This window comes from Actinoplanes sp. NPDC026619 (genome assembly GCF_040638295.1).
Classification (GTDB): Bacteria; Actinomycetota; Actinomycetes; order Mycobacteriales; family Micromonosporaceae; genus Actinoplanes.
The window spans coordinates 22,076-42,882 of the sequence record NZ_JBEZYA010000035.1; the positions used below are offsets into that span (position 1 = coordinate 22,076).

Here is a 20,807-nt window from a genome sequence, read left to right on the forward strand (position 1 = left end):
TCGGTGTTCAGGTTCCGCAGAAGGTCCGGTAGGGGCCGGAGTCGGCTGGGGCCGCTGCGGCGTACCGTCCGAGGCCGGGGCGCTCGTCATACGGGGCGGCTACGGCCGTCAGCAGCCGTTCGAACGGGTCCAAATCACCGTCGGTCGCGGCAGACAGGGCTTCCTCTACAAGGTGATTGCGGGGGATGTACAGCGGGTTGACCCGGTCCATCGCGTCCGGGTCCGGGCCCAGTGCGCGCCAGCGCATCACCCAGTCATCGACCTTGACGACGTCGGCGAAGAGGCGGCGCACCGGCCCGGCGTCACCGCGCCCGGCAACGGCAAGGGTGCGAAAGAACGACGTGTGGTCGACGTGGGCCGCCTGGAGCAGGACGAGCATCTCCTCCACCAGCGGCGAGACGACCGTCTGGTCGACGACGCCGGACAGGCCGAGCTTGGCCCGCATGCCGGCTGACCAGGCGGCATCGTACTGACCGCGGAATCCGCCCAGGGCCTGCACGGCGAGTGCGACCGCTTGCTCCTCGTCGTTGTGCAGCAGCGGAAGGATCGCCTCGGCAAGCCGGGCCAGGTTCCACTCGGCCACCACCGGCTGGTTACCGTAGGCGTACCGGCCGCCGTGGTCGATCGAGCTGTAGACGGTGGCCGGGTCGAAGGCCTCCATGAACGCGCACGGCCCGTAGTCGATGGTCTCGCCGGAGATCGTCATGTTGTCGGTGTTCATCACCCCGTGCACGAAGCCGACGAGCATCCACCGGGCAACCAGCGATGCCTGGGCGCCGACCACCGCCTCGAACAGGGCAAGGTACGGCTGTTCGGCCTCGGCAACACCCGGGTAATGCCGGCTGATCGCGTGGTCGGCGAGGCGGCGCAGGAGATCGACGTCGCCCGTGGCCCGGGCGTACTGGAAGCTGCCGACGCGCAGATGACTGCCGGCGACGCGGGCGAGCACGGCTCCCGGCAGCGGGGTCTCGCGAAGCACCGTGCGCCCGGTCGCCACCACGGCGAGGGAACGCGTCGTGGGGATGCCGAGCGCATGCATGGCATTGCTGACGACGTACTCGCGTAGCATCGGGCCGACCACGGCCAGGCCATCGCCGCCGCGGGCGAAGGGCGTGCGTCCGGAACCCTTGAGGTGCAGGTCGCGCAGGCGGCCGTCAGCGTCGATCAACTCGCCCAGCAGGAGCGCGCGACCGTCACCGAGCCGCGGGCTGAACCCGCCGAACTGGTGCCCGGAGTAAGCCTGCGCCACCGGCACCGCGCCGGCCGGGACAGTGGTGCCAACCAGCAACCCCACGCCGTCCGGGCTGCGCAGCCAGGTAGCGTCCAAACCCAGCTCGGCGGCCAGCGCCTCGTCGAGGACGAGCAGCCGGGCGCCCGGAGCCGGCTCGGCCTGCCAGCCAGTGGCCATCTCCGGCAGTTCACGGGCGAAGCGATGATCCAGAACGACAGTGGACAGCGGGGTGACACTCACCCGTCGAGGCTACCCGCCGGCGTCGGCCCCACCCCGTCGGCGACCGCCGCCAGGGCGCCTGCAGGTTATCGGTGTGTTATGGCCGGTGTGCGCGTAACCCAACGGTCAGTCATGACGGGCCGCGGAGACTTCGATGGATGGGGCGTGGTTGCGTCGGCATCGCTGCCACCGGAGCGCCACCAGTAGATGACTAGGCAGATGAAAATCAGCAGGACGACAGCGCCGCGTTTGACCGCTGTCCACCATGAGCGCCAGAAGCCCTTGCGCAGATTTGGCAGAGCAGCCTTAGTGGTTTTGTAGTCCTTGTTGGCACGGTGCATCACAGCCATCGCATAGCCGACGACGAAGACCGCCGACCCGGCGAGGAGCAGGATCACAACAACGGGACCAGCGACGTCGCGGCCGGTCACTTCAGCAGCGGTCAATTCAGCAGCGGCCTTGAACATGCGGCTCAGCCTGCGATGCAGACCTACCGTAAGTCCTCCGCCGACGCCCGCCACCGCACGCACACCTACCGGCGGCTGGGCCCCCGGAACTCATCCCACGACTCGGGGATTCGACCGGGTTCTCCCGGTGTTGCGGGAGATCGGGCGGGGTCGCGTCAGCGAGGCGGTTGGCCATGCCTCCGGCCGTTCACGCGGCCTCGGCCTCGCCACGTGCTGCCACCGACCGGCACAGGTCGGTCAGTGGCTCGGCGGCGCCGTTGGGTGGGACGGATCGCAGTGCTGCCTCGGCGCGGTGGGTGTACCGCTCGATCTCGGCTCGGGTCGAGTCGATGGCGGACGAGCGGCGCAGCAGGGCGGCCGCGGCCGCCCGGGCGGCCGGATCGCGCACCGGGCCGTCGGCGAGGAGTTGCCGCAGCTGGGTGGCGTGTCCGCCGCGCTCGCGCAGCGCCCGGAGGACGGGCAGGGTGTGCACGCCGGAGCGCAGGTCGGGGAGGCTCGGACTGTGCAGGTCGAGCAGGTCGTCGGCAAGCTGGAAGGCGATGCCCAGCGCCTCGCCGTACTCGCCGAGGGCCTGGACGGTGGCGGCCGGCGCGCCGGCGGCCCGGGCGCCGAGCCGGGCGGCCAGCGCGAACAGCGAGGCCGTCTTGTCCGCCACCACTTCCAGGTAGTGCTGCTCCGAGTCGTGCCCGGCGGCCTCCCGCATCTGCCCCCGCACCAGCCGGGTCAGCGTGTGTGCCTGGTCGGCGACCGAGTCCCGGCCCAGCGTGGCGCCGAGCAGGGCGGCACGGGCCGCCAGCCAGTCGCCGACGAGCACGGCCGTGCGCTCGCCCCAACGGCTGTTCGCGCTGGGCACGCCGCGCCGGGTGGCGGCGGCATCGGCCACGTCGTCGTGGTACAGCGACGCGACGTGGATCAGTTCGACGACCGCGGCCGCGCGCGGGACGCCGGGCCGGTTCCGCTCGCCGTACTGAGCGGCGAGCAGGACCAGCCGTGGGCGCAGGCGTTTGCCGCCGGCGTCGAGCAGGTGGGTGGACGCCGCGGTGAGGAACGGATCACCGGAGGCGTGCACGGCCTCCCGCAGGACCTGGTCCATCCGTTTCGCGGCGACGTCCAGCCACCCGGCGAGGTCGTCGGCCGGGATCACGGCCGGAACTCGATCGCCATGCCGGGGCGGAGGACCTCCGCGTCCCACGAGGCGATCAGGGCGGTCGTGCCGGCGGCGTTCTCGATGCCGACGCCCGCGTTGACGCCGTGCCCCCACGAGTCGTCGGACAGCGCCAGGAACTGCACCCGCAGCCGGCCGTCCTCGTACAGCACCGCCTGGACCGTGGTCCGCTGGCTCCGGCCGTTGAAGAACGGCACGTTGCGCCACTCGACCACGAATCGCCGGTTGGGTGCGGTGCCGGTGGTCAGCGAGGTGATGCTCGAGTCGCTGTCCACGTAGAGGTCGTCGGCGAAGGCGTACAGCGCGTTGTTCGGGGTGACCGTGTGCGGTGGTCGCGGCACGTTGTACGCCTTGTACTCGTCCAGGCCGCTGTTGAAACCGAGCAGGCCGTTGGTGCCGACCACGGCCGTCGAGTAGGACTGGCCGTAGAACGGGACGTCGAAGCCGATCGGAACGGCGACGGCCTCGTCGTCGCCCCAGACCGCGACCGGGGTGTCGGTGGTGAACGCCTCGACCGGCACGGTGTCGCAGGTGTAGCCGGCGTCGTCGCTCGTCCCGGCCAGCGCGACGTCGAGTGTCTCGTCGCCGTCGACCGTGATGGTCTCCTCCCGGGGCGCCTTGCAGAGCGCGCTGAACCGGATCGTGGCCGGGCCGCCCGGCACGTCGTTCAGCGTGTACCGGCCCTGCTCGTCGGTGAGGGCCGTGGGCACCGCCGACGTACTGCTGCTGATCAGCGTGACCACCGCGCCCACCACCGGGGCGCCGGCCGGCCCGGTGACGACGCCGGAGATGTCCTTCGGGCCGGCCTGCAGGACGGCGTCCACCGTCACGGTCTGCCCGCCCCCGGCCACCACGACCTGGGTGCTGTACGGCGAATGGTCGGGATGCGTGAAGGTCAGTTGATACGTCCCGGGCGGGAGCTGCAGGCCGTACCGGCCGTCGGCGCCGGTGCCGGCGATCCGCGCGCCGGCGGTCACGGTGGCGCCGGCGACCGGGGCCCCGGTCGCGCTGGTGACCCGGCCGGTGACCGTGCCGTCGGTGCTGGCGAACTGCACGGTGATGCCGGGCGTCAGCGACGGCCGGTCGCGGTGGTACTGCAGCCCGACGGTTCCGCTGTCGTCCTCGATGCCGACGGTCGCGGAGCCACCGAGCGCGAGGTCGCCGCCGGTCAGCGCGCCGTAGTGCAGGCGCAGCAGGCCGGTCGCGGTCAGTGAGACGGCGAACGTGACGCGCTGCGCCGGGTCGTCGGCGAAGGTGACGTTGCGCCACTCCACCACGAACGCGCCGGCGCTGCTCGACGTGCGCACCTGGGCGGCGGCGTCCACGACGAGGTCGTCCCAGAACGGGTAGATCGCGGTGTCGGAGGCGCCCGGGCCGGGCACGCTCCCGTTGATCGACAGGGCGTTCGGATATTCGAAGTTGAGCGCGCCGTTGGTCGAGACGTACGCGGTGCGATAGGTCTTGCCGAAGTAGGGGAAGTCGAACGGCAGCGCGACGGCGGTCGCCTCGTCGTCCCCGGTCAGCGGCAGCACCGTGTCGGTGGCCGGGAACGAGTGCGCGACCTGGGAGCAGACGTACGAACCGGCGGCCCGTTCGGACGCGCCGACCGTGACCATCTCGTCCCAGTCGACGGTCACGCTCTGCGTGCTCTCGGCCGCGCACTGGGTGGCGCCGGTGGTCAGCGTGTAGGTGCCGGCCGGCACGTCGGCCAGACCGAACATGCCGTCGCCGTCGGTCGTCTCGGCCTCCAGCCCGGACTGGTTCAGGGTGACCGGGGCGTCCGGCACCGGGGTGCCCGACTGGGTGAGCTGACCGAGGATCGGGTAACGCGGCTGCATGAGCAGCCGCGCGTCGGCCCGCGCCGACGAGCCGTCGGTGACGGTCGCCGTCCCGGTGACGTCGCGGTAACCGAACGCCCGCGCCGTGATCTGGTACGTGCCGATCGGCGCCACCATCGAATAGGTGCCGGACGGATCGGTCGACGCCGACCGCTGACCGCCGTCCGAGCTGGTCGCGGTCACCCGCGCGCCGGCGATCGGCGCGCCCCGCGAATCGGTGACCGCGCCGAGGATCGAGCCGGTCGGACCGTGCGGGCCGAAGGACACCGCGGAGAACGCGTCGAGCCGCCCCTCACCCCACACGTTGTTGTCGTCCTCGGTGCCGCCGCAGGTGAGATCGACGGTGTCCACCGCCGTGTCGTCGAGCAGCTGGCGGGTGGCCGCGATGTCGCCGACCAGCGCCGGGGACGCGGACCACATCAGCGCCACCGTCCCGGCCAGGTGCGGCGCCGCCATCGACGTACCGCTGAGGGAGGAGAACCCACCGCCGCGCACCGAGGATCGGACCGCGACCCCCGGGGCGCTGATGTTCGGTTTCGTCTCGCCGTCGACAGCGGACGCGCCGCGACCGGAGAAGGACGCGATCGCGCCGGACTCGGCGAACGCGCCCACCGCGTAGGTGGCCGGCGAGTCCCCGGGCGACGAAGCCGAGCCGCATCCCGGGCCGTCGTTGCCGTTGGAGAAGACCGGGAAGATGCCGGCCTGGATCCACGCGTTGACGATGCCGTCGTAGAACGCGTCGCCGTGGCCGCCGCCCCACGAGTTGTTGACCACGTGCGGGGCCAGGTCGGGGCGGGGGTTGGCACCGTTGAGATCGGTCGGCGCGATGATCCACTGACCGGCGTTCAGCAGCGACTCCTCGGAGCAACTGGTGGTCTCGCAGCCGCGGGCGGCGATCCACTTCGCGCCGGGCGCCACGCCGATGTGGTTCGTGCCGTCGTCGCCCACCATCGTGCCCATGGTGTGCGTGCCGTGGTCGTTGCCGTCGCACGGGGCCGCGTCGCCACACACCCGCGCCGGGTCGTACCAGTTGTAGTTGTGGTCGAAGGTGCCGTCGGCCTGGCGCCCGCGGTACTGGTTGACCAGCGCCGGATGGTCGTACTGGACGCCAGTGTCGATGTTGGCCACCACGATGCCGGCACCGCGGACGTTCAGTTCCGACCAGGTCTCGTTCGCCCGGATCCGCTCGATTCCCCACTCCACACCGTCGGCCGCGGCCTGCGCCGAGGCCGGTGTCGGCGCAGGGAGCGCCACGATGCCCGGCATCCGGATCTTCTGCACCTCGCCGCGGGCAGCCAGCGCGTCGACCAGTGCGAGGTCGGCGCCGCGCACCAGGACGGCGTTGACGACCCAGAACCGTTCGAAGCTCGCGCGTTCGGCCGTGAGCAGCTGGGCCACCCCGCGCTGACTGTTACCGGCGGTGGTGGCGAGCCGGTCCCGGACGTACGCCGTCCGCTTGCCGTGGCTCTTGATCTTGCCGGCCTGGCTGAGGTCGGTGGTGTCGCGCAGTTCCACCATGACGGTGGACGTGCCCCCGCCGGCCAGGGCGTGCTGCACCGCGCTGTCCACGACGCCGGTGCCGGGCGTGCGGGACGGACCGGCCGGTGCGGCGCCGGCGAAGACCCGGTCCAGGTACGCCTTCACCTCGTTGGTGGTCATCCCGGCCATCCCGGCCATGTCGACGAGCCCGCGCTCACGCTGGAGCAGCTCGGCGAGCGCGCCGCCCCCGTCGGCCTTGACGAACGCGTCGACCAATCCGCCGAGCTCGTCCATCAGGGCCTTGGTCGCGATGAGGTCGTCGCCCGCCGGGGTGGTGACCGCGGCCAGCAGCGGTGCGAGCGACTGCATCGCGTGGGCGGTGCGTTGCTGCAGTTCGCTGTTCGAGGTCAGCAGGCGCAGCGCGTCCGCGTTGGCCTGGCTGTAGACGAGGCTGTAGTGCGCCAGCGCCGGGCTCGCACCGCTCGCGAGCATGTCCCGGGTGCGCAGCAACGCACTGGCCACCGCGCTCTGGTCCATCCCGGCCGAGTCCAGCAGGTCGAGCCCGGTGCCGTGCAGCGACGCCTCGGCGAAGCACGTGCACGACTCCATGTTCGGCTCGGCCGAGCCGTCCACGCCCACCGAGCCCCAGGCCCGCCACACCTCCTTGGCCTCCTGCGACGACTTGCCGTACAGGTCCCAGGCGGCCTGGATGGCGGCGTTGCGGGCGTCGGTGAAGCCCGACGTCGAGTGCAGATAGCTGGTCAGCGCCCGGTAGTTGACCGCCGCCGCCTTGGTCGTGCCGATCCGCTGGGCCAGCACGTAGAACGCCTTGTTGGAGATGCCGCTGTTGGTGTGCACGCCGCCCGCGTCGAGGCAGTCGTTGAGATAGTCGCGCAGGTGGTCGGGCTGGTTGTAGTCGTTCGGGTTGGCGAAGCTGCGGATGGTGCCGAGCGCCGACCCGGTGCCCATCAACCAGTCGTTGTGCCCGGTGTGATCCTTCTCGATCATCTCGCCGAAGATGTCCGCGTAGCTCTCGTTCAGCGCGCCCGACTGATCGCTGTAGACCAGGTCCGCGGTCCGCTCGACCACCGCGTGCGTCCATTCGTGGCCGACCACGTCCACGGTGGCCATGCCGTCGCCGAAGACGGTCTTCTCCCCGTCCCAGTACGCGTTGGCGAGCGGCTCGCCGGCCGTCTCGGTCCATCGGGTCCACGACGTGAGGTGCCCGCCCGAGGCGTTCCAGCTGTCCCGGCCGAACGTGTTCTTGTAGTAGTCGTAGAACGCGCCCGCGTATTCGTAGGCCGCGTCGGCGTCGTGAATTCCGGTCGCCGCGCCACCCTCCTGCCGGGTCACGCCCGGATTCAGCGAGTTGGCGTAGTCGGTGACCGTCCGCGATCGCGCCGGCATGCTCACCGGGATCGTCTTGACGATGCGCGCCGTACCGGTCGCCGCGACGAAGTACGCCTGCACCCCGTCCGCGCCGCCGTCCGGATCGGCCCACACCACCCGCCAGGCCAGCGTCGCCACGGTCGGGGTGTTCGGCCGCGCCCGGTCCGGCAACAGGTAGAGCTCGGGCGTCCCGATCGGCCGGCCGCCCGGCACCAGTTTCGCCGTGGTGGCCAGCGCCCCGCTGCGCGGCACCGTCGGCCTGGTCGCGGTCGGGGCCAGGTTCGGCTGCAGGCCGTTGCTCAGCGCCTGCACAAATCCCCCGGCCTGGTCGAGGTGGACGCCGACCCGGGCCGCAAACACCGGGACGCCGCCGACGGTCTGCTGGTACCAGACGTGACGCTGGCCGAGCTGGTCGCGTTCGGAACGGATCTGCCTGAGCTGGGCGGCCGGATCCGGGACGGCGAAGAGCTTGGCGTTGCGGCGCAGCCAGGTGGTGATGCTGCCGTTCAGCGGGTTACGCATCGAGACCATGGACGGCACCCCGCGCCACGGATCCATCGCGACGTTGTACGTCTCGTCGCTGGTCAGGCGCAGCGCGGCCAGCGCGTCCTGCACACCCGGCTGCCGATGCCCGATCGGCGCGGCCTCGCCGGTCCCGCCGGTGTCCGGTGACTGCCGCAGGCCGGACGGCGCCGAGCCGGCCACCACCACGAACGTGGCCAGCAACGAAAGAACCACCAGACCGACCCGGGCCTTCGGCCGCACCATCTCGTACGCGTGAGCACCGGCCATGCCGACCAGCGCCGTCCAGATCGCCGAGAACGGCAGCACCAGCCACGGCGGCGTGCTGCTGGCGCCCATCCCGCCCGCCTGGGGCAGGCCGTTCGCGAGCACGGCCACCAGCGACGCCACCACGCCGTAGCCGAGCCCGGCGCCGGCGATGAAGAGTCGGCGGCGGCCCGCGACCGCCCCGGTGACCAGGGCGCCGGCGATCGGCGCGACCGCCAGGAAGGCCAGCGGGGAGCCGGTGAACAGCATGGTGATCGGCCACATCCGACCACTCACCCCGAGGCCGGGGATCGACCAGCTCACCGGCGATCCGGTCGACGCCGCCGCGGTAACCGCCACCCCGTGCGGATCGGCGCCGAGCAGGCCGGCCAGCATCCCGGCCGAGCCGTCGGTGCCGGCGAGTATCAGCAGCACCAGCCAGGTGAGCGCGGTGGTGGTGGCAAATCCGAGGACGGCGGCCCCGAGAAGCCGGCCGAACAGAGTGAAACGCACGACGCCCCCATGGTTCAGTGCTCGAAGTTCAGGACCGACCAGACGATCAGCACGAGCGCGACGGCGGCCGCGAGGATCCCGAAGATCCAGGCGCCGGCGCTCCAGCCCTGCCGGGCGGCGATCAGCGCCGCCACGGCCGGGGCAGCCGGCAGGAGAACCTGTCCGGCCAGGAACAACAGACCGATGTACGTACGTCGTGGCTGCTCGAGACCCAGGAAGCCTTTCCCGATCACGTAGCCCATCAGCAGCACCGCAGCCGTCCAGCCGCCCGCCAGCACGCCGAGGATGGCGACGACCGCCGCCGATCGCGACATCCCTCAGCCTCCGAGGTTGATGCCGTAGTACGACGGATCGGCGTTGCCGGCCCGGTCCACCGCCCGGATGTAAACGGTGCCGCCGGCCGGCACGTCGAGCACCCCGGTGTAGGGCCGGAAGCGGTTGTCGCCGGGCGAGGTCTGCAGCCATTCGATGCGGTCCACACCCGAGCCACCGGTCTCGTCGGCGGCGGTGACCGTGATCCGCGCCCGGCCCGCGGCGAGTGCCACGGCCGAGCTGGTCGTCGGTGGGGTGTCGTCCCCGGCCGCGGCGCCGGCGACCGGCGGGCGGGGCGCCACCGTCCGGTCGACGTCGCCGTCCCCGTCGTCGTCGATCCCCAGCGCCGGGGCGGTGGCCGGCAGCGGCGCACTGACCTGGGCGAGGGTCAGAACCGCACCCTGCCGCACCGCCACCGGTGGATACGCGACCGCGGTGGCGGCGGCGCCGTCGGTGAAGGCGCGCAGCCGGAACCCCACCTCGCCGGTCGCGGTGGCGGTCCATCGGCCCGCGGCGCCGCCTTCGATGAGGAAGCTCCTCGAGTAGGTGCCGGAGTCGTCGAAGGAACTGCCCGGGATGTCGGTGACCGGGCGGCGCTCGGTCAGCTCGGTGAGGCCGGTCCGGCGCCCGTCGGCGTCGGTGAGCAGGCCACCGATCGGGCCCCAGGTGGTCAGTTCGGTGCCGGCCAGAGCGGCCGGCTCCTCGCTCACCCCGGGCGGCATCGCCGCACCGGTCGCCTCCGCGATGCCGGCGCCGGGGCCGGCACTGGTGCTGAGCGGTCCGTCCACCCGGACGATGTCCAGAGCCATCGCCAGCACCTTCTTGTTGCCGGGCAGAGCGACGTGGCTGACATCGCCGTGATCCCGCGGGTTGACGTTGATGACCCGGTAGAAGCGGGTGTCTCCGCTGCCGCGAGCGGAGCCCTCCGGGACGGTCCCATCGCCGGTCTTGGGCTCACTGAACTCGACGTTGTCGGTCTCGGTGCAGCCCCCGCCCATCTCCGGCGGCAGGCAGCCGCGGCGGTGCACCTCGGCGATCTGGTGGATGGTCGCGTTGCCGGAGCCGACGATCCGAACCATGGCCAGGTTCGGGTCCCGGGGAGTGAAGACGTCGTTCGCGTTGTGCCAGGCGGTGGACTGGTCGATCAGCGGCAGGTTGAAGCCGGACAGCTTGTCCCGCACCTCGCCGAAGGTCAGCTTGTGCTCCACGGTGTATTCGTTGCCGCTCTCGTCGCGGAACGGCCGCTTCGTCACCAGCGGCACACCGACCTGGCCCCAGTACAACTGGCTCGGCAGCAGGTTCAGCATGCCCGGCATGTTGGTGCCGACCTCCTGCAGCTTCGCCTCGTTCACGAGGCAGAAGAAGGCGGCCGGGATCATGCACGGCTTCTGGTAACGCAGGACGCCCAGGGCCTTGGCCGCGCCCAGGAACGGCGTGCCGAGCGTGGCCACCCGGTTGACCTTGCCCACCGACGCGTTCAGCGACAGCATCGCGATGGTGACGAGCCCGCCCTGGGAGTGGGCGATGATGTTCACCTTGTCGGCGCCGGTCGCCTGGAGCACGGCCTCGATGTGCGTCAGCAGGCCGCCGGCATTTTGCGCCGCGGAGAGCCGCCAGTCCACCGGATGCGGGAAGAGCGTCTCGCCGGCGCTGGGGCGGCCGTCCTTGTCCAGGACGTACCCGGCGTCCTGCAGGTATTTCAGCCCGTTCTTATAGATGTCCTTGACGAGAATCTTCTCGATCACCTTGGTCGGGTGGATGTTGCAGTTGCACTCGTCGGTGATGCCGTCCGCCTTCAGCTTGATCCGGTCCAGGTGGTCGTCGGATCGGCTGGTGAGCAGCTTGCTGACGGCCGGCCACTGCTCCTTGCCGTTGCCGTCGTCGAGCTGCGAACCGAGGATGCCGGGGACGAAGATGATCGGCCGGTCCCGGCTCCCGATCCCGACCGGGCAGTCCTGCCGCTGACTGGAGCTGACCCGGTCGATGGCGACGGCCGAGTCGTAGACCGCGTCGTACTGATCGAAGACGGAGAGGAAGACCGAATGCCGCCCGGGCGTCACCGGGGTGGTCGCCTCGAGAGTGGGGGTGGCCGCGTCGTACGTCGTCCCGGTGGCATTGCTCCGGTTCATGCCCAGCTGGCCGGCGGCGGCGCTGCCGATCGGGCCACCGCTGCGGCTACGGACGAAGTTGTTCGGCGCGTTGATCGTCGTCCCGGCGGTGTCCCAGGTCGAACTGTCCAGCTCGGCGAGGAAGGCGTCGTTGTAGGTCCCGGTCGCGAACTCCGGGTATTCCTCGCTGTAGAACCGGAAACGCAGGTTGAGGCAGTTGTTCCCGGACGGCACGTCGAAGACGACGCGGAGCACCGTGACGTCGTACGTGTGGTCGCCCCGATAGACCCCACCGCCGGAGTCACGCCCGGAGGAGTGGTAGTCGTCGGGGTCGTCGGCGAGGGTGGCGTCGCCGGTCGTGAGCAGCGCCGCCGAGCTCCCGGACGGCGGATAGGCGCCCAGCGCGGAGACCACGGCGTGAGTGCCGCCGAGCGGCGGCACCCGCACGAACGAGGCGTCGGCGTAACCACCGTCGAAGGCGGCCTGCGCCAGCGCGCGGGCGGCTCCGTCGTCGGTGCCGACCGGGGACAATGCCGCGGTGCCGCGGGCCTGGGTGGCGGGCTGATCCACGGCGGTCGCGGTCCGGCGGGCCGATGCGGCGCGGCCGGTGGCGCCGGGGTCGGGCGGCGCGGCCTCGGCCGGGCGCGGTGGTGGTGCGGCGAGCACTGTCGCGACGAGCACGACAACAAGAATGGGGCGACGAAAAAGCCGGAACACCTCTGCCTCCCGTGTGGCGGCCGGGATGTCCCTGGTGGTTGCTTCGTCGTCCGAGTGCCCCATGACCCGGTCGGCGAATTGCGCAAGTCCACAAGAGACGATTGAGCGTCCTAATTGGATTGCACGCTACGAACGCGATCACGGCGCGTCAATGACCGATCACCGATCTTGTAACTTGCGACAGGCCGGTCAATTCGACCTACGTCAAGACAGGCCGGTCAAACCCCGTTTACGAGGCGTCGTCCGCCCGCAACGGGCGGATGTTGTCCGGAGCCGCCTCGGCCAGTTGGGTCAGCGCCTGGACGATGCGGTCGGCCGGCATCGGCTTGCAGAAGTGGTAGCCCTGCGCGTTCGGACAGCCCAGCTCGATCAGCGCGGCCCGCTGCTCGGTGGTCTCCACGCCCTCGGCCACCACCCGCACGCCCAGCCGGGCGCCGAGCTCGACCGCGCCGCGCACGACCGCCTCCGCGGCCGCCGAGTCGATCATGTCGTCCACAAACGAGCGGTCGATCTTAATCTCGTGGACCGGCGCTCTCGTAACTATTGCCAGGGAGGAATAACCAGTGCCGAAGTCGTCGAGGGAAATCTGCACGCCGGCGTCCCGCAGCTCGGCCAGGACGTCGTCGACGATCGCCTGCTCGCTGACCGCGACCGACTCGGTGATCTCCAGGACCAGGCGGGAGGCGGGCGTGCGGTGACGGCGCAGGGCGTCCGTGATCTGGCCCGGGAAACCCGGATCGAGCAGGCTGCGCGCGGACACGTTCACCGAGACCGGCAGGTCGACCCCGGCCTGGTTCCAGTTCCCGGCGGCAGTCAGAGCCAGGTCGAGCACCCGGTGGGTGAACGGCGTCAGCAGCTCGGTGTGCTCCACGGTGCGGATGAAGTCGTTCGGCGAGAGCTGGCCCCGGCGGGGATGCCGCCAGCGGACCAGGGCCTCCACGCCGGTCGGGGCGGCGGTCACCAGGTCGACCGCGGGCTGCAGGTGCAGCACGATCTGATCGTCGACGGCCAGCGCGTCCTGCAGCTCGGCCAGCAGCGCGAGCTCGTCGGTCGTCAGCGCGTCCTGGCTGGTGTCGTAGGTGGAGACCGCCAGCTCCTGCTGTTTCGCCTGGTCGAGGGCGAGCGAGGCGCGGCGCACCAGCTCGGTGAACTCCACCCGGCCGGCCCGTGCGACCGCGACGCCGACCGCGATCTCGACCGCCAGGCGCACGCCGGCGATCTCCATCGGCTGGCCGATGTGCTCGGCCAGCTCGCGGGCCCGCCGCACGGCCAGCGGCAGCGGGCTCGGCGTCTCGTGCAGCGGCATCGCCGAGTCGGTGAGGGTGGCGATCGCCGGAATGAGCAGCGCGAACTCGTCGTCGCCGGTGCGCGCCACCAGTTCCGACTCGCGGGACATCTCGCCCAGCCGCTCGGCGATCAGCGCCAGCACCTCGTCGCCGCACCGGTGGCCGAGCGTCCCGTTGACCTCACGGAAGCCGTTGACGTCGAGCAGGAGCAGGGCCACGTGCCGGTCGCGTTCCAGCGAGCGCAGCAGGTGGTCGCCGTCGGCAAGCAGGCTGGCCCGGTTGCGCACGCCGGTGAGCTGGTCGTGGGCGAAGTTGTAGGTGGCCTGTTCGCGAAGCTCGGCGACCCGGGCGCCGGCCGCCGCATCATGCAGCGCCGCGGCGAGCGCGTCGCCGTAGGCGGAGATGGCCGCCTCGTCGCGGGGCACCGGCAGGGTCGGGGCGGCCAGCCAGACGGTCAGCTCGCCGACGATCTCGGTGCCGACCACCATCGTGCGGGTGATCGCCGGGCCGGGCAGGCCGGCGAGGAGGTTGTCCTGGCCGGGGCCGTCCTTCGCGTACCGATGCTCGCCCTCCGGGGTGCGCACCTCCAGCTCGACCCGGCGGGCGCCGAAGACGTCGAGGGCGCCGCGCAGACCGGCCGCCGCCACCTCCGACTCGGTGGCGCCGGGCAGGGTCGAGGTAGCCGCGGCGAACGCCTCCCACATCCGGCGTTCCTCCTCGGCGCGCAGGTGGAAGCGGTAGGTGCGCTGGAGCAGCCACAGGCCGGGCACGAACGCGAACAACCAGGCCGGCCCGCGGACCAGCGCGAACACGGCGGCCAGGCCGACCAGGACGTTCCCGACGAACATCGGGATCTTGGCGTACGGGATACGCGCGAAGATCTGTGCGGTGGCGGCGTCCCGGTGCAGCGTCAACGTGAGAGCGGCGAGCCCGAACGTGACCACGAGGTAGGCCAGTGCGCCGGCGACCAGGGCTACCTGCGTGCGCACGCTCAGAATCGGCGCGTCGCCGCCGATCAGCCGGGCCACCGTGGCGGCGCCGGCCGCACCGAGCGACAGCGAGGCGGCAAGGTGCGTCACCTCGGCCACGTTGCGGTGTTCGTCGAGCCAGGACAGCACCGCCCAGGCGCCGACCGCGCCCGCCAGCGTGGCCAGTGGCAGCCAGCCAGGCGGCGCCACGACGTAACCGATGATGAACGCGGCCTCGCCCCAGGAGACCGAGACGACGCCACGCCCGAGGCGGAAACGAAGCCGGGCAAGTTGTCCGGCCGCCACGAGCAGAGCCGCGAGAGCCACCCCGATCGTTACCGAGAGTGGACGATCGGCGGGCCGCGGGACGGGCAGAAGAGCGCCCCCGACGGCCACCAGGACCGCCAGCGCGATGACGCAGGCGGTGAGCGAACGCACCGCCCGGGAGCGTCCGGCGAGGCCGGTCGCGTCGATCCACGATCGACGGACGCCGGACCGGGCGACCGGTGGGGCGGTCATGAGTTGTCCCAGTTCACGAGCGGCACGGACGGATGCACGTGCATTTGCAGGAGCGAATGGCGGGGGCGGGGAATGGTCATTTAGATGGCCCCCTTCCGCGCCGGGTCAGGGGTCGTTGAGACCCCCGGCGGAAGGCTAAATCAATCCCGATGAACACAACAAGGGTTGACGTACGACCCGTGGTCGTATTTGGTCAGACCAATACGGAGGGTGGTGTCCATTCAGGCCGAAGAATGGGCCGCGCCGTGGTCAGACGCGCCGCTGATCGCCTTCTGCGGGAAGGGCGTCACTGTCCGTAGTAATGCCCTTGACCTCGTCTTCCGTGGTGGCCGGGGCAGCCTGCGATCGATCCTGGTCGACGTTTTGCGCGGGGTCATCAGCACCCGACTGCTCGAGGTCGGCGTTAAGGCGTGCGATCTCAGCTTCACGCTGCGTCTGCTCCGCATCCGAAAAACTGTCGGGAAGCCGACGCAAGCGCTTGTTCATATTGCGAATCAACAAGACAGTTGCTATGACCAGCAACACGATCACGAACAGACCCATCGGGCCGGCCAGACCGCCGGACCGGGTGTCGCCGAAATTGTTGACCGCGAAGAGGTTCACACCTCGGAGCGTACCGCCGACTCGTGGATGCCCGCGAACAGGTCGGACTCCGGGACCGGGCTGTCGACCAGCGAACGGACCAGCTCGAAGTCTTCGGTCGGCCACACCTTCTGCTGAAGCTCCAGCGGGATGCGGAACCAGAAACCGTCGGGGTCGACCTGGGTGGCGTGCGCGCGCAGCGCGTCGTCCCGGATGTGGAAGAACTCCCCGCACTCGACCCGGGTCGTGATCTTGTCACCTCGGTCGTCCCGGTCGGACCACTTCTCGAGCCATTCCGTGTACGGCGACTCGAGGCCCGCCGCCAGCATGCCCTCGTGCAGCGCGAGCATCCGCGCCCGGGTCCAGCCGGAGTTGTAATAGAGCTTCATCGGCTGCCACGGCTCACCGAGCTCCGGGTATTTCTCCGGGTCGCCGGCCGCCTCGAAGGCCACCACCGAGATCTTGTGGCACATGATGTGGTCGGGGTGCGGGTAACCGCCGTTCTCGTCATAGGTCGTCATGACGTGCGGGCGGAACTCGCGGATCAGCTTGACCAGCGGCTTGGCCGCCTCTTCCGGGTCCTGCAGGCCGAAACAGCCCTCGGGCAGCGGCGGCAGCGGGTCGCCCTCGGGCAGGCCGGAGTCGATGAAACCGAGCCACGCCTGGTCGACGCCGAGGATCTCGCGCGCCTTCGCCATCTCGGCGCGCCGGATGTTGGTGATGTCGGCCAGCACCTCGGGACGGTCCATCTTCGGGTTGAGCACGCTGCCGCGCTCGCCGCCCGTGCACGTCGCGACCAGCACCTGCACGCCGTCGGCCACATATTTGGCCATCGTGGCGGCGCCCTTGCTCGACTCGTCGTCGGGGTGGGCGTGCACCGCCATGAGACGCATCTGCTCGGTCACCTGAAATTCTCCCTGCACGGCCTGCTGCGAAGATGGACCCTGCCATTCTGGCCGATCCCACCGACAAGAAACGCACGAGAGGTGGTCAGGTGAGCGAGACGCACACCACAGACCCGGTCTTCCCGCCTGGACGCTACGGGCGGCGGCGCGAGGCGCGCCGCAGACGCGTGCTGCCGATCGCTGCCCTGATCCTGGTCATCCTGGGGTCGTTGCTGGTGACCTACAAGCTCTATCAGCGGTACGGCCAGACCGATTACCAGGCGCAGATCGTCGGGTGGCAGGAGCCGAACGACACCACCATGCTGATCAAGTTCCGGGTCACGGTCCCGGCCGGCGGCGCGGCCGAGTGCGTGCTGCGCGCCCGCGACTTCGGCGGCAACGAGATCGGTCGCCGGACGGTCGTGGTGCGTGCCGCGGCGGGGCAGAGCTCGCTGGAGGCTGAGGAGTCGGTGACCACCACCGTCAAGGGCTCGGTCGGCGATGTGCTCGGGTGTCAACCGGCCGGCTGACCCCCTCCCGTCCGGGGGTCGAATAGTGCAAGATCGAGCAATCCAGGCGCCTGGCCTACCGCTGGTAAGCTTGGTGATTCGCTCCGTTCGTTTCCGCAGCGTTCCCCGTTCCAGCAAGGAGATCGACCGTGTCCAGTTCAGAGGCGCCCAAGACTTGGCTTTCTCAGGACGCTTACGACCGGCTGCAGGCCGAGCTTGACGAGCTGATCGCCGGCCGGCCCGCCGTCGCGGCCGAGATCAACGCGCGGCGCGAGGAGGGTGACCTCCGGGAGAACGGCGGCTACCACGCTGCCCGCGAGGAGCAAGGCAAGCAGGAAGGCCGCATCCAATACCTCAAGGAGTTCCTGCGTAACTCCGAGGTCGGCGAGGTGCAGGCGGCCGATTCGGTGCAGCCCGGCTCGGTCGTGACGATCTACTTCGACAACGACAAGACCGACACCGAGACGTTCCTGCTCGGCTCCCGCGAGATCGCCTCCACCACCGACCTCACGGTCTACAGCCCCGAGTCAGCCCTGGGTAAGGCGCTGCTCGGCAGCAGCACCGGGCAGACCGTGACCTACACGGCCCCCAGCGGCGCCGACATCAAGGTCACCGTGGTCAAGTTCGGCGCTTTCGAAGGCTGACCCGGGTGGGCCCGTTCAGTAACTGAGCGGGTCCACCCGATAGCCCGACCCCCGCAACGCGCTGATCAGCGCGGCCGAGTGGTCCGGCCCGCGGGTCTCCACCGACAGGGCCACCTCCGCCTCCCCGAAACTGAGCCGCGGGCTCTGCCGGGAGTGCGCGATGTCGACCACGTTCGCCCGCTGATCGGCGATCTCCCCCAGCAGTCGCGCCAGCGCCCCCGGCCGGTCGTCGCAGTGCACCGCCAGCCGCAGGAACCGACCGGCCGACGCCAGCCCGTGCTCGATCACCCGCATGAGCAGCATCGGGTCGATGTTGCCGCCGGACAGGATCGCCACCACCGGCCCGCCCGGCGTCGCCACGCAGGCCCCGGTGAGCAGGGCGGCCACCGCAGCCCCGCCGGCCGGTTCGACCACCATCTTGTGCCGCTCCAAGAGCACCAGCAGCGCCGCCGACAGATCTTCGTCGGTGACCGTGACGATCTCGTCAACCAGCTTGCTGACGTGCGCGAACGTGAGATCCCCGGGCCGCAGCACGGCGATGCCGTCGGCGATCGTGACGCCCCGCTCGAGTTTCACCGGCGCGCCCGCGGCCAGCGACGGCGGAAAGGCGGCAGCCCCGCTGGCCTGCACGCCGACGATCCGGATGTCCGGTCGCAGCGCCTTCGCCGCCACCGCCAAGCCCGAGATCAGGCCGCCGCCACCGGTCGCGGTGACGATCGTGGCCGCCTCCGGCAACTGCTCGAGGATCTCCAGGCCGACCGTGCCCTGACCGGCGATCACGTCGGGATGGTCGAACGGGTGGATCAGCACCGCCCCGGTCTCCGCCGCGAACTGGTGCGCCGCGTCGAGCGCGTCGTCCACGCTGGTCCCGGCGTACTCGATGGCCGCGCCGTACCCCCTGGTGGCGGTGACCTTCGGCAGCGGCGCGCCCTCCGGCATGAAGACCGTGGCGCGCGCGCCGAGCAGGCCGGCGGCGAGCGCCACCCCTTGCGCGTGATTTCCGGCGCTGGCGGCCACGACGCCGCGCTTGCGCTCGGCGTCGGAGAGGCGGGCGATCCGGGTGTACGCGCCACGCACCTTGTACGAGCCGGCGCGCTGCTGGTTCTCGCACTTCAACCAGGTCGGCACGCCGGTGATCTCGGAGAGCGGGCGGGACTCGATCAGCGGGGTCCTGGTGGCGATCCCGGTAAGCAGCTCACGAGCCGCTTGGACATCGGCGAGGGACAGGAGGTCCATGGTAGGAATCCTGCCACCCGGTCACCCGAAGGCGTGACGCTGCCAGGGGTTGCTGACCTCGAACTGGCCGGCGATCGCGAGAAGCAGCAGCTCCGAGTCGGGCGGGCCGACGATCTGCACGGTCAGCGGAAGACCGTCGGGGCGCATGCCCACCGGGACGACGATGGCCGGCAGACCGGCCACGTTCCACGGCGCGGCGTACGGGGCGTACCGCATGCTCACCTGCATGTTGTGCCGCCATGAGCCGGTCGAATACTGCTCCGCGAGCGGCGGCGCGGCGGCCAGCGCCGGCGTGACCAGCACATCCACGTTGTGCTCCGCGAAGAAGGCGATGGCCGCCTCCCGCCAGGCGTCCCGGTGCGACTGCTTGACCAGCCCGGCCTTCCACGCCCACTTGCCGAGCCGGATGTGCCGGCGGGTGCGCGGCTGCAGCTGCGACACGTCGAGCTGCTGCGACTCGCGGTAGGCCGAGGCGAACCAGGTGGCCAGCACCCGCAGACCCAGCGAGGTCGGGTAGCGCGGTTCCGCGGTGACCGTGTCGTGCCCGGCCCCCACCAGCAGTTTTGCGGCGGTCGCGACGGCCTGGCGGTTCGGCTCGTCGGGCTTGATGCCGACCACCGGCGACCGGGTCGAGATGCCGACCCGCAGCTTCGGCGGCTCGACCAGCCGGATCGGCTCACGGCCGGCCAGCACCGCGAAGCCGAGCACCGCGTCGGCCACCGTGGTGGTCAGCACGCCGTTTTCCACCAGCCCGAACCAGTCGTCGATGCCCAGCTCGGCCGGGATCACGCCGCGGCCCGGCTTGAGCCCGACCAGACCGCAGCAGGCGGCCGGGATGCGGATCGAGCCGAGCCCGTCGTTGCCCTGCGCGATCGGCACCAGCCCGGCGGCCACCGCCGCGGCCGAGCCACCGGACGAGCCGCCCGGGGTGCGGTCGCGATCCCACGGGTTGCGGGTCGGCACGTCGGTGTCGTCGGTGACCGCCCACAGCCCCATCTCGGGCATCCGGGTGACGCCGACGACGACCGCGCCGGCGCCGCGCAGCCGGCGCACCACCTCGTGGTCCACCTCGGCGACCGGGCCGCGCGCGGCGGCGGACCCGCCCCAGGTGGGCAGGCCGGCCACCGCGGTGTTCTCCTTCACCGCGACCGGCACGCCGGCCAGCGGCAGGTTGGCCAGATCTTCCTGGTCGTCGACCTTCTCCGCCTCGGCGAGCGCCTCGCCTGCGCGCACCACCCGGAACGCGTCCAGCGAGGGGTCGGAGATGGCTATCTGCTCCAGCGTGTCGGCGACGACCTGGGTGGCGGACACGTCACCACGCCGTACCGCCCGGGAGATCTGCTTCGCCGTGGCGCCCACCCAGCTCGTGCCATCCGACATGCCATGCTCCATGCTTTGAAATCAGCTCAGGGGTCTCAGCCGAGTGCCCGCTTTCGATGCCGACAGACAGTCGCACGAGATCGGCGGGGACTTCAAGCGGCAAGACCGCGGCGGACCGGTGTGTCGTGCTGCGCAAGGCTAGTCTCGCGGGGTGGCGGACTGCGTGTTCTGTGCGATCGTGGCGGGGTCGGTGCCCGCTTTCAAGGTCATCGATTCCCCCGACGGAGTGGGGTTCCTCGACACCCGCCCGGTGTTCAAGGGCCACGTCCTGGTGGTCCCCCGCCCCCACGTGGTGACGCTGCCCGACCTGCCCGCCGACCTTTTGCCAGGATATTTCGGTCTGGTCCAGCGGGTGGCCGCGGCGGTTCCGCTCGCGCTGGGATCCACCGGCACGTTTGTCGCGATAAACAACATCGTGTCGCAATCGGTCCCGCACCTGCATACCCACGTGGTGCCGCGGACGAAGGGCGACGGCCTGCGCGGCTTCTTCTGGCCACGCACCAGGTACGCGAACGACGACGAGGCCACCACGTACGCCGAGAAGATCGCCGCCGAGCTCGGGTAAGGGTCACCTAACTCCGAGCGTTGCAGAG

General features: G+C 70.9%; 14 protein-coding genes. 3 read left to right on the top strand and 11 right to left on the bottom strand.

The genetic code is table 11. The annotated features are described in order from the left end of the window. Positions 1-7 precede the first annotated feature (7 nt). The 9 genes from AB0E90_RS44620 to mca form a co-directional block, all read right to left on the bottom strand. Positions 8-1,471: a protein adenylyltransferase SelO gene (locus AB0E90_RS44620; RefSeq protein WP_360418454.1), complete on the bottom strand. Its 1,464-nt coding sequence runs from the start codon at positions 1,469-1,471 to the stop codon at positions 8-10. Positions 1,472-1,536: 65 nt separating this feature from the next. After that, the gene (locus AB0E90_RS44625; RefSeq protein WP_360418456.1) at positions 1,537-1,917 is read right to left on the bottom strand and encodes a hypothetical protein; all 381 of its coding nucleotides are present in this window, start codon (positions 1,915-1,917) and stop codon (positions 1,537-1,539) included. Between the two features lie 187 nt (positions 1,918-2,104). Further along, positions 2,105-3,061: a polyprenyl synthetase family protein gene (locus tag AB0E90_RS44630; protein ID WP_360418458.1), complete on the bottom strand. Its 957-nt coding sequence runs from the start codon at positions 3,059-3,061 to the stop codon at positions 2,105-2,107. Next, positions 3,058-9,069: a carboxypeptidase regulatory-like domain-containing protein gene (locus tag AB0E90_RS44635; protein WP_360418460.1), complete on the bottom strand. Its 6,012-nt coding sequence runs from the start codon at positions 9,067-9,069 to the stop codon at positions 3,058-3,060. Before AB0E90_RS44635 ends, AB0E90_RS44630 begins: the two co-directional genes overlap by 4 nt. A gap of 14 nt (positions 9,070-9,083) precedes the next feature. Continuing rightward, complete coding sequence (locus tag AB0E90_RS44640) at positions 9,084-9,383, bottom strand: hypothetical protein (protein ID WP_360418462.1); 300 nt, start codon at positions 9,381-9,383, stop codon at positions 9,084-9,086. 3 nt (positions 9,384-9,386) lie between these two features. Next, positions 9,387-12,170 carry an alpha/beta fold hydrolase gene (locus AB0E90_RS44645; RefSeq protein ID WP_360418464.1) on the bottom strand — a complete coding sequence of 928 codons (2,784 nt, stop codon included), beginning with the start codon at positions 12,168-12,170 and terminating at the stop codon, positions 9,387-9,389. 265 nt (positions 12,171-12,435) lie between these two features. Then, positions 12,436-14,979, bottom strand: a complete 2,544-nt coding sequence (locus AB0E90_RS44650; protein ID WP_360418466.1) for an EAL domain-containing protein — start codon at positions 14,977-14,979, stop codon at positions 12,436-12,438. 249 nt (positions 14,980-15,228) lie between these two features. After that, positions 15,229-15,522 (bottom strand): hypothetical protein, encoded by a 294-nt coding sequence (locus AB0E90_RS44655; RefSeq protein WP_360418550.1) that lies wholly within the window; start codon positions 15,520-15,522, stop codon positions 15,229-15,231. A gap of 56 nt (positions 15,523-15,578) precedes the next feature. Continuing rightward, a complete protein-coding gene (gene mca / locus AB0E90_RS44660; protein ID WP_360418468.1) occupies positions 15,579-16,466 on the bottom strand; it encodes a mycothiol conjugate amidase Mca in 888 nt (295 codons plus the stop codon). 89 nt (positions 16,467-16,555) lie between these two features. On the opposite strand from mca, the gene AB0E90_RS44665 reads away from it, so the two are divergent. Together AB0E90_RS44665 and greA are read left to right on the top strand one after the other, a co-directional pair. After that, positions 16,556-16,975: a DUF4307 domain-containing protein gene (locus tag AB0E90_RS44665; RefSeq protein ID WP_360418470.1), complete on the top strand. Its 420-nt coding sequence runs from the start codon at positions 16,556-16,558 to the stop codon at positions 16,973-16,975. Between the two features lie 128 nt (positions 16,976-17,103). After that, positions 17,104-17,598: a transcription elongation factor GreA gene (gene greA, locus AB0E90_RS44670; RefSeq protein ID WP_360418472.1), complete on the top strand. Its 495-nt coding sequence runs from the start codon at positions 17,104-17,106 to the stop codon at positions 17,596-17,598. Between the two features lie 15 nt (positions 17,599-17,613). Here greA and ilvA read toward each other — a convergent pair whose 3' ends face one another. Further along, a complete protein-coding gene (gene ilvA, locus AB0E90_RS44675) occupies positions 17,614-18,834 on the bottom strand; it encodes a threonine ammonia-lyase (RefSeq protein WP_360418474.1) in 1,221 nt (406 codons plus the stop codon). Positions 18,835-18,855: 21 nt separating this feature from the next. Next, complete coding sequence (locus tag AB0E90_RS44680) at positions 18,856-20,214, bottom strand: amidase family protein (protein WP_360418476.1); 1,359 nt, start codon at positions 20,212-20,214, stop codon at positions 18,856-18,858. A gap of 151 nt (positions 20,215-20,365) precedes the next feature. On the opposite strand from AB0E90_RS44680, the gene AB0E90_RS44685 reads away from it, so the two are divergent. Then, on the top strand, positions 20,366-20,779 hold the full coding sequence (locus AB0E90_RS44685) for an HIT family protein (protein WP_360418478.1): 414 nt from the start codon (positions 20,366-20,368) through the stop codon (positions 20,777-20,779). Positions 20,780-20,807 lie beyond the last annotated feature (28 nt).